Here is a 14,134-nt window from a genome sequence, read left to right as displayed (position 1 = left end):
GATAAAGTTTTTGAAATTCAGTATGGATGTCAGACGCTATGCCGATGGGGGCGCCCTTGAAGCAAAATGCTTCGCTGAACAAGATTCAAAAACAGTGGAAAGGTAGGTACTGGAATACACAATTTTAGGGACCTCCACAGGTGTATATACAAACTGGGAGGAGAACAAAACTTTGGATGCCAGTGTAAAATCATGAAAATCACAGTCAAAATCTGAACTGTGGATATGATTTGTTCCGTAGGACACACATTTTTTCTCCGAATTGTGTCCATGCAAGGCATGCCCCAATTTTATCATGGAAGGGGCCAAAATGGCCACGGACATGATCAGGGAAACAATAATACCAATGCGTTTATGGAGGAACGAGGTCATACAGAACAAAGTAACCAACCGCTTTGCACAATCCGTGTTAAAAAAAACATAAACTATGGGAGCAAAAAGCCCAAACCCATACGCCTGAGCATTTTTTTCTCGAATTCCAAAAAGAATCGGAACTGCCCGAAGAGCCAACCCACGATGACCAAGATTATTTTATAAATGGGAAGAATAAGGACAATCCGTGCTGTCCAATACAAAGCGGGATGTGTCATTTCACGCCCCAGACCCAACAATTCCACCAGTGGACCGGCCAATTTGCCTGAGAGGGAACCGGTGATGGCAAAAACAATGAAAATGGCGATCATTTCCCACTTGTAGGTCACTTTCCACTTGTGCTCCAGTTTTTTGAAACACCATAAGAAAAAACGGACCAAACAAAGGGACAGTACGGTACAAAAAACTATGATAGTGAACCATCCAATTGTAGTGTTTTCCACACCAAACCACTTAGGGGAATCCTTGGAGATGAGAAAAGCGGCGAAAACGGTCAAGAGAACGCCAAGAACTGGGAAAAGCAACTGCCAGTTTTTCTGGATTTCCCAACGCTTTTTCAATTTTTCCATTGCCTAGAAATAGTTGGCACAAAAATAACACATTAAATCCTAGGAAAGAAAGGGCCTAAGCGTTGGTTGTATTTTCGTTGGAAATACACAAAGTAATTGTAGAGCTTGTAGTTGACCTCATAGCCATAATCGATATTGGGGTCGTAATTGATCTGCATTTCGTACAGATTGGGATTGTACATGGAGGGCTGCAACACCCGTTGGTTCCAATTGATGACCATAATGGCGTTACGGCTTTCCAAAAAACTTTGGGAATAATAGCCTTCAGGCCTTGCTATGGACTGCAGCCAGGTATAAAACCCGGGTTCAATGATGATGATCTCATATTCCGTTTTCTCATCCTTGATTTCTACAGGTTCCTCTTCAGCAGAGTCGAACACTGCCTGCTCCTCACTGGAAATGTCCAAGACTTCTTTTTGGGCCGTGCAGGATATCAATAGAAATACTCCGGAAACCACTGCTATAAAATGGGATAAAATTCTCTTTTTCATAAGGTTAAGATACAAAAAAAAGCCATTTGAAAACTCAAATGGCCCTGTTAAATAATGTTGATTTAAGCGATTATTTTCCAAATAAACCACCCAATAGGCCGCCTAGACCACTTTTCTTAGATCCACCGCTGTTCAGTACCATCCCGGCCAAATCGTCTATGACGCTACCATCACCATCGGAATCCAAAAAGGTTTCGATAAGGGATTGCTGTTTTGCTGCCTTTTTGTTTCCGCCCAGCAAACCTCCCAAAAGACCATTGAGGCCATCGGGACTGTTCACTTTTTGCTGGCGGGTCTGTTGGCCCAAATACCCCAATAGGATAGGGGCTGCAATCTTCAATATCTGGGATATGGTACCGGCATCCAAACCAGATTTGCTACTTAAGGCATTTTCCACCTGTGGTTGCTTTGCGCCAAACACATGGCCAAGTATCCCTGCGCCATCGTTCATCACGCTTTGGTCCACACCACCTCCAAAAAGTCCACCAAGATCGTTCAAGATACTGCCGTCGTGTCTGGAGGAGAGGGCATCCATCAATCCCTGTGCTCCACCAGGTGTTGAGGTATTCTTTTTCATGGCACCCATCAAAAGGGGCATAGCCATGCTCAACACATCAGCTGTCTTGCTTTCCGATTGTCCTGTTTGGTTGGCAACCCCGCTGATCATTTGTCTGCCCATAGGGCTATTCAATAAATCCAATAATCCTGACATTTTTTCTTTACGTTAAGGTTAGAAGGACAATGTACAAAAAACTGGGTTTTGAAGTTCCGATCAGATGGTAAAAAGCCGCTATTTTAGCAATTTGATAATCTGTTGGGCCAATTCCACCCCAATGCGCTGCTGCGCCTCAATGGTAGAGGCTCCGATATGTGGCGAAAGGGATATTTTGGGATTCATCAAGATCTTGATCTCTGGCTTTGGTTCGGATTCATAGACATCCAACCCGGCAAATGATAGGTGTCCACTGTCCAAGGCATCCACCAGGGCCACTTCGTCCAGTACACCTCCACGTGAGGTATTGATGATTCCAGCCCCATGTTTCATTTGGGCAAGTTCCTTTTTCCCGATGATGTATTTTTCCTGTGCGGGCACGTGTATGCTCACAAAATCGGATTGTTTCAGCACGGCATCCAAATCCACCGCTTCCAGGTCGAATTTTATGGACCGTCCGTCATAGAAAGGGACTTCCAATGTGGTCTTGGCCACATGATGGTCAGTAAAAAGGACCTTCATGCCCAATGCCAATGCCATTTTGGCCGTTGCTTGTCCAATTTTCCCAAAACCGATAATACCCAACGTTTTACCCCGTAGTTCAACGCCTCCTGAATAGCTTTTTTTCAGCTGTTTGAACATGCTGTCCCCATCCAAGGGCATATTCCGGTTGGAATCGTGTAGGAACCTGATCCCGTTGAACAGGTGCCCAAATACCAGTTCGGCCACTGATTCTGAAGAGGCTTCAGGGGTATTGATGACATGGATTCCCTTGGACTCGGCATGCTTCACATCAATATTGTCCATACCCACACCACCACGTCCGATTAACTTCAGGCCAGGGCAGGCATTCATGGTCTTCTTATCCACCTCTGTGGCACTGCGCACCAAAAGACCGGTGATTTGATTTTTGTTGATAAAGTTGGCCAGTTGTTCTTGGGCGACCCTTGTAGTAAGGACTTCAAAACCTTCGCTTTTCAGCAAATCGATTCCCGATTGGGCCAAGCCATCATTGGCTAAAATTCTTACCATTTAAAACTATCCTTTCTTTTCCAATTCGCTCATGATATCCACCAAGACCCCAACGCTTTCCATGGGAAGGGCGTTGTACATGGAAGCCCGATAACCGCCCACAGATCGATGCCCATTGATTCCACTAATTCCAGCTTCTTTGCACATCGTATCGAAAGTGTCCTTCAACGCATCGTCGGTAATATTGAAGGTTGCATTCATAAGGGAACGGTCTTCCTTGGCCGCAAACCCAGAAAATACAGGGTTGAGTTCAATCTCCGAATAGATCAGGTTGGCCTTGCGCTCGTTGATTTCCTCAATGGCGGCAATTCCGCCGAGGTCCTTGAGCCACTGCATCGTCAACATGGACACATAGACTGCAAAAACGGGAGGCGTGTTGAACATACTCTCTTGCTTCACATGGATGGAATAATCCAACATGGAGGGTATTTTTCGGGACACTTTGCCCAAAATATCTTCCTTCACCACTACCAAAGTGGCTCCAGCAGGACCCATGTTCTTTTGGGCCCCAGCATAGATCAGGTCAAATTTGGAAAAATCGAGCTGGCGTGAAAAAATGTCCGAGCTCATATCGCAGACCAACGGCACATTCGTTTCGGGAAATTCCTTTATCTGTGTACCAAAAATAGTATTGTTGGAGGTTAGGTGCAGGTAATCAAGATCCGAAGGCACGGAATATCCCTTTGGGATATAGTTGAAATTGTGCTCCTGTGAGGAAGCGACTTCCACCACATCGCCTAGCAAACGTGCCTCTTTGATGGCCTTTTGGCTCCAGGTGCCGGTGTTTACATAGCCCGCTTTTTTGTCCAAAAGATTATAGGCCGTCATTAAAAACTGTAGGCTGGCACCACCATGTAAAAAGAGGGCCTGATACCCTTTTCCCTCAAGACCCAAGAGTTCCAAGGCCAAGGAACGGGCTTTGTCCATTATGGACACAAATTCCTTGCTGCGGTGCGAGATCTCAATGAGTGAAAGACCGATGCCATCCAGTTCCAGAACGGCCTCGGATGCCTTTTGCATTACCTCTTTGGGCAAAATGCAAGGGCCTGCGCTAAAGTTGTGCTTTTTCATTTCCATGGTTTAAGGGGTAAAGGTCTAAAAAAAACTTGGATCAAAAAACGAATCTAGGAGTTAGGATTCTCTTAAAGTTGCAAAAGAAAATCCATGGTGTCCACACCGTCGGCATAGTCGTAAAGGCTTGGCTTTTGGGTCTGCCCAAAACCGATGCTGCCATTTCCCGAAACAATGCATTGAATCTGTTCTTCTTGAGTGTTCAACTCCCGTTTCAGCGTATCTTCCGAATCATAATAGGCATAAAAAAGTACCGAAATGGGGGAGGCTTGTCCATCATCTTCCTTCAATATCAAAAACCCATTGTCCAGGATCTTGAAATCGCTCATCAGGTATACCGCCTTATTGTAATCATAATTATTGGCATACTTGTGCTGATCGATGATATCCTTATATGTGAAAATAGCGTTGAAAAAAGAATCAAAATCATAGTCTTTTGGCACATATATCTTGGACACATTTCTACAACCCAGACCGTAGTATCTGAAAATATCCTCGCCCAAAGCTGTGAGTTCTTCAGCAGATTCCTTTCCCGTCAATATGGCGACCGAATTTCTGTTCTTTCGGATGATGTTCGGTTTTTTCCCAAAATAATATTCAAAATAACGGCTGGTATTGTTGCTTCCAGTAGCTATGACGGCATCAAAACCTTCCATTTTTCCGTCCGTAAACTTAATTCGAGTGGCCAACGAGGGTTCTTGTTGTATCAAATAATGTGCAAGGTAGGGCAACAGTACTTTGTCGTTGGACGACAGTTTGGCCAATACGTTGTTTCCTGAAAGCAACACGCACAAAAAATCGTGGAACCCTACCAGCGGAATGTTTCCGGCCATCACAATGCCCACCATTTTCGGTGAAGCCGTTTCTTTGATAGGGTATCGCGATAGCCAATCCGTAGTGTTTTCTTCGGTCAACAAAGCTCCCCACTGCTCCAGTGCATATAGGATATTTTCCTTGGTGAACCAACCGTTCATCTGCCCGGCCCTTGTCACGGTTTCGCTGAAATCGGCATCCAAATATCCCTCACCGCGATAACATTTTTCACAAAAATCCGTTAGGTGTTTTCCGAGTTTAACAAAAGCTTGGATGGTTTCCATATACGGTGTCATTATATTTGTACACTAAATTACTAGGGTTTATTTTTGTCAAAAGTAAGCATGCTGAAAAGAATCAACCCAAAAGGAAAGGAAAATTATGGCAATAATTATAACAGATGAATGTATAAATTGTGGTGCTTGTGAGCCGGAATGTCCTAATACCGCAATTTACGAGGGAGCTGACGAATGGAGGTACAGTGATGGCACTTCCTTGGAAGGGGATGTGGTCCTGCCCAATGGAAAGGCAATCAACGCCGAAGAGGTGCAAGAGCCCGTCAGCGATGAAATATATTATATAGTTCCCGACAAATGCACGGAGTGCAAAGGCTTCCATGAGGAACCCCAATGTGCCGCGGTCTGCCCAGTAGATTGCTGTGTGCCCGATGAGGATCATGTGGAAAGCGAAGAGGAACTCTTGGGCAAGCAGCGTTTTATGCACCCGAACGGATAAGCAATAAAAAACTTGTAAATTAGCCCGAATCTTCAAGGTTCGGGTTTTTTTATGGAAGAAACAGAAAAAGAGTACGGCGGAATTTGGAAACAGGCAGGGTGCATCCTGTCCTTGGTGGCCATTCTGGGGATCATTGCCCTGTTCGGTATCGGCATCTATCTTTTACTGAAAGGATTTTAAGGTCCTATACCAAAACTTCAACTTATATTTGCAGCCTTAAAATAGATAGTATCCAATGAAAGCCGGTATTGTAGGATTGCCCAACGTAGGAAAATCAACTTTGTTCAATTGCCTTTCCAATGCAAAAGCACAAAGTGCCAACTTCCCATTTTGCACCATAGAACCCAACATTGGCGTGGTGAACGTGCCCGACCAGCGTTTGGAGAAGCTGGAGGAGTTGGTCCATCCCGAGAGAGTAGTTCCTGCAACGGTAGAGATTGTGGACATTGCCGGATTGGTGAAAGGGGCCAGCAAAGGGGAAGGATTGGGCAACCAATTTTTGGGAAACATTCGCGAAACCGATGCCATTCTGCACGTATTACGTTGTTTTGACAATGACAATATTGTCCATGTGGATGGTTCCGTGAACCCTATCCGTGATAAGGAGACCATCGATATGGAACTCCAGTTGAAGGATTTGGAAAGCGTGGACAAAAAGCTGGAAAAAGTGAAAAGGGCTGCCAAGACCGGAAACAAGGAAGCCCAAAAGGAAGAAGCTGTGCTCAACGCCATCAAACAAGGACTGGAAGCTGGAACTTCGGTCCGTGCCATACAGATCAGTGAAGAAGATCGTGCTGAATACGTCAGACCCATGCAATTGATCACCGACAAACCCGTCATGTACGTGTGCAATGTAGATGAAGGTTCTGCTGTAGATGGGAATGCCTACGTGGAAAAAGTAAAGGAAGCTGTGGCCAATGAAAATGCCGAAGTCATCTTTTTGGCTGTAGGGACCGAGGCTGATATCACCGAATTGGAAACCTACGAAGAGCGCCAGATGTTCTTGGAAGATTTAGGCCTTACAGAACCTGGTTCTGCCAAATTGATCCGGGGTGCCTATAAATTGTTGGACCTGGAAACCTATTTCACTGCAGGGGTGAAGGAGGTTCGTGCTTGGACCATTCCCGTTGGGGCAACTGCTCCTCAAGCCGCAGGGGTAATCCATACCGACTTTGAAAAAGGCTTTATCCGTGCCGAGGTCATTTCGTATGATGACTATATCAAGTATGGCAGTGAATCCAAAGTAAAGGAAGCTGGCCGTATGCGGGTAGAGGGCAAGGAATACATTGTGAAAGACGGTGATATCATGCACTTTAGGTTCAATGTGTAAGCACTGACCGTTGTAATTCCATCCATTTCCATTCGCTAAAAATTTGGACCAAGCATAGCTTTGATACATGTCAAACAAAGGCTTGGGTATTCTCTACGGGATTTTTGGGGTGATTCTCTTTTCCTCCAAGGCCGTTATGGTCAAACTGGCCTACGAATACCATGTGGACACCTTGGATCTGCTCTTGTTCCGAATGCTCTTTTCGCTTCCGTTTTATCTCATCATCCTTTTTCTGATCCGAAAGAAAAGACCATCCGTCCAAATTAAACCAAAGGATTATGCTTGGTTGTTCCTTTTTGGTTTTGTGGGCTATTACTTGGCCAGCTATTTTGATTTTTTGGGGCTGAATTACATCAAGGCTGGCTTGGAGCGGATCATTTTGTTTGTATATCCCACCATTGTGGTATTTCTATCCTGGTTGTTCTTCAAACAAAAAATCACCAAGGTGCAATCCGTGGCCATCCTCATCACCTATATTGGAGTGGTCATCACGTTCTGGAACGAATTGGACATTGCAGGAAATGGGGTTTTATGGGGTGGCTTTTTGGTGTTGTTGAGTGCCATTACCTATGCCTCATATTTGGTAGGAAGCGGCTGGCTGATTCCCAAATTTGGTATGTTGCGGTTTACCTGCTACGCCATGGTCGTTTCAACATCTTGTATCGTAGTTCACTATCTTATTGCCGGGGAATGGGGAATGTTCAACTATCCTCTGCCAGTATACCTCTATGGAGTTGCCATGGCCATTTTGGCCACACTGATCCCTTCTTTTTTGGTATCGGCTTCCATTGAACGATTGGGGGCTTCCAATTTTTCGATATTAGGGAGTCTGGGTCCAGTTTCTACAATTCTGTTAGCTTTTGTATTTTTGAATGAACAATTGACCTATTGGCAATTACTTGGAATGTTAGTGGTGATTTTTGGTATCACCTATCTTTCCATACAGCAAAAAAAGAGGGCTAAAGCTTGATGTATATTAACAATTGAATACTTTCATTGTTGATTACTTTCTTGGTTCTTCGTCTTAATTTTTGCCCCTAAATTTTATATTAGCAAGGATTAACCCTTATAGATTCATGGCAGAAACCCAGTATACAGAGGATAATATCCGTTCCCTGGATTGGAAGGAGCATATTCGTATGCGACCCGGTATGTACATTGGTAAGTTGGGCGATGGGTCGTCCGCCGATGATGGCATCTACATATTGCTCAAAGAAGTGATAGACAACTGTATCGATGAATTTGTCATGGGTGCAGGAAAAACCATCGAGATTACCATAAAGGACAATTTGGTGAATGTGCGGGACTATGGCCGTGGCATTCCCTTGGGAAAAGTGGTGGATGTGGTCTCCAAAATGAACACCGGGGGCAAATACGATACCCGTGCCTTTAAGAAATCTGTCGGATTGAATGGGGTAGGTACCAAGGCAGTCAATGCCCTCTCTTCCTTTTTCAAGGTGGAATCCAACAGGGATGGTCAATCCAAGTCTGCGGAATTCCAGATCGGAAACCTGGTCAACGAAGAACTTTTGGAAGAAACCTCCAGAAGAAGGGGCACCAAGATCAGTTTTACTCCGGACGATACCATTTTCAAAAATTACAAGTATAGAAACGAGTATGTGGAACGCATGCTCAAAAATTATGTGTACCTCAATCCTGGACTCACCATTATGTTCAATGGGGAAAAGTACCAGTCCGAAAACGGATTGAAGGATCTATTGGAGGACAATAACAACGAGGACGATTTCCTCTATCCGATCATTCACCTAAAAGGGGAGGATATCGAAGTGGCCATGACCCATAGCAAGACCCAGTACAGTGAGGAGTACCATTCCTTTGTGAACGGGCAGCATACCACTCAGGGAGGAACGCACCAGGCGGCGTTCAGGGAAGCCGTGGTGAAGACCATCCGCGATTTTTATGGCAAGAATTATGATGCTTCGGATATTCGGAAGTCCATCATTTCTGCTATTTCCATTAAAGTAATGGAGCCGGTGTTCGAAAGTCAGACCAAGACCAAACTGGGTTCCACCGACATGGGCGGTGACCTGCCCACGGTCCGCACCTATATCAACGACTTTTTGGGCACCTATCTGGACAATTACCTACACAAGAATCCACAGACAGCGGAAGCCCTTCAGCGCAAAATCGTTCAAGCGGAACGGGAGCGCAAAGAACTTTCGGGCATTCGGAAATTGGCAAGGGAACGCGCCAAAAAGGCCAGTCTGCACAACAAAAAGTTACGGGATTGCCGTGTCCACCTTCAAGATATGAAAAGTGACCGACGATTGGAGAGCACCCTTTTTATCACCGAGGGTGATTCCGCATCCGGATCCATTACCAAATCAAGGGACGTGAACACCCAAGCCGTTTTCAGTCTTCGTGGCAAACCGTTGAATTCCTATGGCATGTCCAAAAAAATCGTGTACGAGAACGAAGAGTTCAATCTGCTACAGGCCGCACTGAACATTGAGGAATCCATGGAAGACCTGAGATACAACAATATCGTGATCGCCACGGATGCCGATGTGGACGGGATGCACATCAGATTGCTACTGATCACGTTCTTCCTCCAGTTTTTTCCGGAATTGATCAAGGAAAATCACCTGTACATTTTGCAGACCCCACTTTTCAGGGTCCGGAACAAAAAGGAGACCATCTACTGCTATAGTGAAGAGGAGAAAAGGAATGCCATCACAAAATTGACGGGGAAACCGGAAATCACGAGGTTCAAGGGATTGGGCGAAATTTCTCCTGATGAGTTCAAGCATTTTATTGGTGACAATATCCGTCTGGAACCTGTAATGCTCGACAAGGCGATGAGCATAGACAACCTTTTGGAGTTCTATATGGGAAAAAACACTCCGGACAGACAGGAATTCATCATAAACAACCTTAAAGTGGAACTTGACTTGATTGAAGAAAACCAACTATAGAACAAATAAATGCACACCCTTCTAAATGGAAGAGAACGAAGAATTGAACGATGAAGGCTTAGGGAACCCCGATAATTCCCAGGACAGCTTGGTGAAGGTAACGGGCATGTACAAAGACTGGTTCTTGGACTATGCCTCCTATGTGATACTGGAACGAGCAGTGCCCGCCATCGAAGATGGTTTCAAGCCTGTACAGCGTAGGATCATGCATTCCCTCAAGGAACTGGACGATGGGAGATACAACAAAGTGGCCAATGTGGTGGGACACACCATGCAATACCATCCCCATGGTGATGCCAGTATTGCCGATGCCATGGTGCAGATTGGCCAAAAGGACTTGCTGATTGACACCCAAGGGAACTGGGGAAATATCCTGACCGGGGATGGGGCGGCAGCACCCCGTTATATCGAGGCAAGGCTTTCCAAGTTTGCCCTAGAGGTCATTTACAGTCCCAAGATCACGGAATGGCAACTTTCCTACGATGGAAGAAAAAAGGAGCCCGTTAACCTTCCTGTAAAATTTCCTTTGTTATTGGCGCAAGGAGCCGAGGGAATAGCCGTAGGGCTTTCGACAAAAATATTGCCACACAACTTTATTGAACTGATCGATGCGTCCATAAAACACCTAAAAGGACAACGGTTTACCTTATATCCCGATTTCCCAACTGCCGGAATCATTGATGTCACCAACTACAACGATGGCATGAGGGGAGGAAAGGTTCGGGTGAGGGCCAAAATATCCACCTTGGATAAGAATACCTTGGTCATCAATGAAATACCTTACGGGACCAATACATCCAGTTTGATCGATTCCATACTGAAGGCCAACGAAAAGGGCAAGATCAAAATCAAGAAAATAGAGGACAATACGGCGGCAGAAGTGGAGATATTGGTCCATCTTCCCCCAGGATTGTCACCCGATAAGACCATTGATGCCCTGTATGCCTTTACGGCATGTGAGTCTTCCATATCACCTTTGGGCTGTATCATCGAGGACAACAAACCCCTGTTCATCGGGGTCAAGGAAATGCTTGAACGCTCTACCGACAATACCGTGGAACTACTTAAAGCAGAACTTGAAATACAGCTGGATGAACTGGAAGAGCAGTGGCACTTTGCATCCCTCGAGCGGATTTTCATCGAGAACAGGATTTATCGGGACATTGAAGAAGAAGAAACTTGGGAAGGCGTGATTTCGGCCATCGACAAAGGTCTGAAACCATACACCACGCACCTCAAAAGAGCAGTGACCGAGGAGGACATTGTCCGATTGACCGAGATCCGGATCAAGCGGATTTCCAAATTTGACTTGGAAAAGGCCCAACAGCTCATCGATAGCCTGGAAGAAAAAATAGCGCAGACCAAGCACCATTTGGAACATTTAGTGGAGTTTGCCATCGATTACTTCAAGGAACTCAAGAAGAAATATGGGGATGGTAGGGAACGTAAATCGGAAATCAGGATCTTTGATGATATCGAGGCCACCAAAGTGGTCATCAGGAGCACCAAACTTTATGTGAACCGGGAGGAAGGATTTATAGGAACTTCCTTGAAACGGGACGAGTATGTGGCGGATTGCAGCGATATTGACGATGTGATTGTCTTTACCGAAAAAGGGGAGATGATGGTCACCAAAGTGGATTCCAAGGTATTCGTGGGCAAGAACATCATCCATGTGGCCGTTTTCAAGAAAAAGGATAAGCGCACAGTGTACAATATGATCTACAAAGAGGGCAAGGGCGGCCCCAGTTATATCAAAAGGTTCAATGTCACCAGCATCACCCGAGACAAAATGTACCCCTTGGCAAGCGAGAACGCCTTGTCCGAAGTGCTATACTTTTCCGCGAACCCCAATGGAGAAGCTGAAGTGGTCACCGTATTGCTACGCCAGTCAGGTAGCATAAAAAAGTTGAAATGGGATCTGGATTTTGCAGATGTACTCATCAAGGGAAGGGCATCAAAGGGCAATTTGGTCACCAAATACCCGGTCAAACGCATCGAATTGAAAGAAAAAGGAGTATCCACACTAAAACCCAGAAAGATTTGGTTCGATGATATTGTCAGCCGATTGAACGTGGACGGAAGAGGAGAACTGCTCGGAGAATTCAAGGGCGATGACCTATTACTGGTCATTGATCAAAAGGGCACGGTGAAGACCATACCGCCCGATTTGCTCACCCGTTTCAGCGACAGTATGGTGGTTCTGGAAAAATGGAACCCGAAAAAACCCATTTCCGTTGTCCATTATGATGGTGAAAAAGAACGTTACTATCTCAAACGATTTTTGGTGGAAAGTCCCAACAAGGAAGAATTGGTCATCTCGGAACATCCAAAATCCTTTATGGAGCTGGTGACCACGGAATGGAGACCTGTCCTGGAAGTTGAGTTTGCGAAACCACGAGGTAAAGATGCCAAACCCAGCCTAGAGGTGAATGTGGAGGATTTTATATCGATAAAGGGAATCAAAGCATTGGGCAATCAATTGACCACCGAAAAAGTGAAGAACATCAACATAATGGATCCATTGCCTTTTGAAGAGCCTGAAGAGATCAAAGCAGAAGATATGGAGGTAGTGGATGAAGAATCTATTGACAACCCTGATGATGATATTGCGACAAAGAATGACAGTTCTGACCAAACCTCTTTGTTTTGACGCTTTTTCTACCTATTTTGTCACAAGAGTTACACATACACATCTAAAACAGACAGCTTAAAACCTCTTTATGGATTTCACTAACCCGCTGGTATACGGCGTACCCGTATTTATTGCCTTTATTTTATTGGAATTGACATACAGCAAGGCACATGGGGACGACCACATTTACAATTGGAAAGATTTGGCCGCCAGCGGCTTCATGGGAGTAGGGTCCGCCATTTTGGGCCCACTGTTCAAAGTGGCTTTTGCCATAGCCCTTTTCGAAGGCGTCTACGAACTTTGCAATCCTTTAGTGAATGGGGTGAGGGCCAATTTTTTGGGCTATCAGTCTTTTGGCTACGCTTGGTATGTTTGGATCATCTGTCAACTAGCCGATGATTTCACCTATTACTGGTTCCACAGGGCCAACCATGAGATAAGGATTCTCTGGGCGGCGCACATCGTACACCATTCTTCTGATAATTTCAATTTGGGGACAGCTGTTAGGAACGGATGGTTCACCATTCTTTACAAACCCTTTTTCTATGCATGGTTGCCCGCGATAGGTTTTCCGCCCGAAATGGTAGTGGTCTGCCTGGGGATCGAAGCATTGTGGCAGTTCCAGTTACATTCCGTCTATGTGCCAAAATTGGGCTTTTTGGAAAAGTTCATGAACACACACACCATGCACCAGGTGCACCACGCCCAGAATGTGGAATACTTGGACAAGAACCACGGTGGTTTTCTCAGTATTTTCGATAAGATGTTCGGTACATGGAAAGAACTTGACGATGATATCGATGTAAAATACGGGGTGATCCATTCCCCGGACTCCTATAATCCAATGGTTATATTGACCCACGAGTACAAGGATATTTGGAACGACGTGAAAAAAGCGGATAAGCTATCGCACAAACTCATGTATATTTTTGGTCCCCCGGGTTGGAGCCATGATGGGAGCACCCTTACCGTGAAACAGCAACAACGGATGTCCAAAAAACATAAGGAAGCCAACCCAGAACTTCTGTTCCAGCGACCGAATTAGATTCGTTTAACCTTATTGGATTTTGTGGGCAGTGCCCTTGAATTTCTTTGTATCCCCGACAACACCGTATTCAAAAGTATAGGAGGACTCCGTAGTGCTCAGAATTTTGATATGGACGGATTTTTCCTCTGCCTTGTTCTTTGGGTCCAAATTCTTTAGGACATACTCACAGTCGTTGATCCATCGGATGGAGGAAGAATCCTTTTTGCCCTCAAACTCGTCCACTTCAATATCCAAAGTCCTATGAAAGGTGGTTGTCTTTTCCTCCCCGTTGATGGTGGCGGTAAAGGTGAACGTGCCAGTTTTGAAATCGGTGCAGTTGCGCTGTGGGGCTTCTCCGCAAGCAAAAAATAACAATAGGGCCAGTCCAGAAAAGAGATATTTTACCATAAC

The 14,134-nt window shown here is 45.2% G+C and carries 15 protein-coding genes; 7 read left to right on the top strand and 8 right to left on the bottom strand.

From position 1 onward, the window contains the following. Positions 1 to 36 precede the first annotated feature (36 nt). From D2V93_RS18455 to D2V93_RS18425, 7 genes are all read right to left on the bottom strand, one after another. Complete coding sequence (locus D2V93_RS18455; RefSeq protein WP_119620496.1) at positions 37 to 372, bottom strand: hypothetical protein; 336 nt, start codon at positions 370 to 372, stop codon at positions 37 to 39. A gap of 53 nt (positions 373 to 425) precedes the next feature. Next, a complete protein-coding gene (locus tag D2V93_RS18450; protein ID WP_182850023.1) occupies positions 426 to 941 on the bottom strand; it encodes a DUF6787 family protein in 516 nt (171 codons plus the stop codon). A gap of 32 nt (positions 942 to 973) precedes the next feature. Next, positions 974 to 1,432, bottom strand: coding sequence for a DUF6146 family protein (locus D2V93_RS18445; RefSeq protein WP_119620495.1), 459 nt, complete (start codon positions 1,430 to 1,432; stop codon positions 974 to 976). Between the two features lie 70 nt (positions 1,433 to 1,502). Then, a complete protein-coding gene (locus D2V93_RS18440; RefSeq protein WP_119620493.1) occupies positions 1,503 to 2,144 on the bottom strand; it encodes a DUF937 domain-containing protein in 642 nt (213 codons plus the stop codon). A 78-nt stretch (positions 2,145 to 2,222) separates the two neighbouring features. Continuing rightward, positions 2,223 to 3,176 (bottom strand): D-2-hydroxyacid dehydrogenase, encoded by a 954-nt coding sequence (locus tag D2V93_RS18435; protein ID WP_119620492.1) that lies wholly within the window; start codon positions 3,174 to 3,176, stop codon positions 2,223 to 2,225. Positions 3,177 to 3,182: 6 nt separating this feature from the next. Beyond that, entirely contained in the window at positions 3,183 to 4,247 is a 1,065-nt protein-coding gene (gene serC / locus D2V93_RS18430) for a 3-phosphoserine/phosphohydroxythreonine transaminase (protein ID WP_072882074.1), read from the bottom strand. Positions 4,248 to 4,318: 71 nt separating this feature from the next. Then, a complete protein-coding gene (locus D2V93_RS18425; protein ID WP_245978303.1) occupies positions 4,319 to 5,344 on the bottom strand; it encodes an acyl-CoA reductase in 1,026 nt (341 codons plus the stop codon). A 97-nt stretch (positions 5,345 to 5,441) separates the two neighbouring features. On the opposite strand from D2V93_RS18425, the gene D2V93_RS18420 reads away from it, so the two are divergent. From D2V93_RS18420 to D2V93_RS18395, 7 genes are all read left to right on the top strand, one after another. Beyond that, positions 5,442 to 5,795: a 4Fe-4S dicluster domain-containing protein gene (locus D2V93_RS18420; protein ID WP_119620489.1), complete on the top strand. Its 354-nt coding sequence runs from the start codon at positions 5,442 to 5,444 to the stop codon at positions 5,793 to 5,795. A 51-nt stretch (positions 5,796 to 5,846) separates the two neighbouring features. Further along, positions 5,847 to 5,975: a hypothetical protein gene (locus tag D2V93_RS18915; protein ID WP_256621109.1), complete on the top strand. Its 129-nt coding sequence runs from the start codon at positions 5,847 to 5,849 to the stop codon at positions 5,973 to 5,975. A 55-nt stretch (positions 5,976 to 6,030) separates the two neighbouring features. Further along, positions 6,031 to 7,125: a redox-regulated ATPase YchF gene (gene ychF / locus D2V93_RS18415; RefSeq protein WP_072882010.1), complete on the top strand. Its 1,095-nt coding sequence runs from the start codon at positions 6,031 to 6,033 to the stop codon at positions 7,123 to 7,125. A gap of 67 nt (positions 7,126 to 7,192) precedes the next feature. Beyond that, positions 7,193 to 8,095 (top strand): DMT family transporter, encoded by a 903-nt coding sequence (locus D2V93_RS18410; protein WP_119620488.1) that lies wholly within the window; start codon positions 7,193 to 7,195, stop codon positions 8,093 to 8,095. Positions 8,096 to 8,201: 106 nt separating this feature from the next. Next, positions 8,202 to 10,061 (top strand): DNA topoisomerase IV subunit B, encoded by a 1,860-nt coding sequence (locus D2V93_RS18405; RefSeq protein WP_119620486.1) that lies wholly within the window; start codon positions 8,202 to 8,204, stop codon positions 10,059 to 10,061. Between the two features lie 25 nt (positions 10,062 to 10,086). Further along, complete coding sequence (locus D2V93_RS18400) at positions 10,087 to 12,714, top strand: DNA gyrase/topoisomerase IV subunit A (protein ID WP_119620485.1); 2,628 nt, start codon at positions 10,087 to 10,089, stop codon at positions 12,712 to 12,714. Positions 12,715 to 12,784: 70 nt separating this feature from the next. Further along, positions 12,785 to 13,741 carry a sterol desaturase family protein gene (locus tag D2V93_RS18395; RefSeq protein WP_072882003.1) on the top strand — a complete coding sequence of 319 codons (957 nt, stop codon included), beginning with the start codon at positions 12,785 to 12,787 and terminating at the stop codon, positions 13,739 to 13,741. Positions 13,742 to 13,753: 12 nt separating this feature from the next. On the opposite strand, the gene D2V93_RS18390 is transcribed toward D2V93_RS18395, so the two are convergent. Further along, complete coding sequence (locus D2V93_RS18390; RefSeq protein WP_119620484.1) at positions 13,754 to 14,131, bottom strand: DNA topoisomerase IV; 378 nt, start codon at positions 14,129 to 14,131, stop codon at positions 13,754 to 13,756. Positions 14,132 to 14,134 lie beyond the last annotated feature (3 nt).

Origin of the sequence: Flagellimonas taeanensis, from assembly GCF_003584105.1 — a bacterium.
Lineage (GTDB): Bacteria > Bacteroidota > Bacteroidia > Flavobacteriales > Flavobacteriaceae > Flagellimonas > Flagellimonas taeanensis.
This window is presented reverse-complemented; position numbering and strand designations above follow the sequence as displayed.

Excerpts from the sequence above, each read along its gene's own strand:
- D2V93_RS18915 (WP_256621109.1), top strand. The coding sequence starts at position 5,847 with ATGGAAGAAACAGAAAAAGAGTACGGCGGAATTTGGAAACAGGCAGGG.
- D2V93_RS18420 (WP_119620489.1), top strand. The coding sequence starts at position 5,442 with ATGGCAATAATTATAACAGATGAATGTATAAATTGTGGTGCTTGTGAG.
- D2V93_RS18410 (WP_119620488.1), top strand. The coding sequence starts at position 7,193 with ATGTCAAACAAAGGCTTGGGTATTCTCTACGGGATTTTTGGGGTGATT.
- D2V93_RS18425 (WP_245978303.1), bottom strand. The coding sequence starts at position 5,344 with ATGGAAACCATCCAAGCTTTTGTTAAACTCGGAAAACACCTAACGGAT.
- D2V93_RS18435 (WP_119620492.1), bottom strand. The coding sequence starts at position 3,176 with ATGGTAAGAATTTTAGCCAATGATGGCTTGGCCCAATCGGGAATCGAT.
- D2V93_RS18400 (WP_119620485.1), top strand. The coding sequence starts at position 10,087 with ATGGAAGAGAACGAAGAATTGAACGATGAAGGCTTAGGGAACCCCGAT.
- D2V93_RS18445 (WP_119620495.1), bottom strand. The coding sequence starts at position 1,432 with ATGAAAAAGAGAATTTTATCCCATTTTATAGCAGTGGTTTCCGGAGTA.
- serC (WP_072882074.1), bottom strand. The coding sequence starts at position 4,247 with ATGAAAAAGCACAACTTTAGCGCAGGCCCTTGCATTTTGCCCAAAGAG.
- D2V93_RS18395 (WP_072882003.1), top strand. The coding sequence starts at position 12,785 with ATGGATTTCACTAACCCGCTGGTATACGGCGTACCCGTATTTATTGCC.
- D2V93_RS18440 (WP_119620493.1), bottom strand. The coding sequence starts at position 2,144 with ATGTCAGGATTATTGGATTTATTGAATAGCCCTATGGGCAGACAAATG.
- D2V93_RS18405 (WP_119620486.1), top strand. The coding sequence starts at position 8,202 with ATGGCAGAAACCCAGTATACAGAGGATAATATCCGTTCCCTGGATTGG.
- D2V93_RS18390 (WP_119620484.1), bottom strand. The coding sequence starts at position 14,131 with ATGGTAAAATATCTCTTTTCTGGACTGGCCCTATTGTTATTTTTTGCT.
- D2V93_RS18450 (WP_182850023.1), bottom strand. The coding sequence starts at position 941 with ATGGAAAAATTGAAAAAGCGTTGGGAAATCCAGAAAAACTGGCAGTTG.
- D2V93_RS18455 (WP_119620496.1), bottom strand. The coding sequence starts at position 372 with ATGACCTCGTTCCTCCATAAACGCATTGGTATTATTGTTTCCCTGATC.
- ychF (WP_072882010.1), top strand. The coding sequence starts at position 6,031 with ATGAAAGCCGGTATTGTAGGATTGCCCAACGTAGGAAAATCAACTTTG.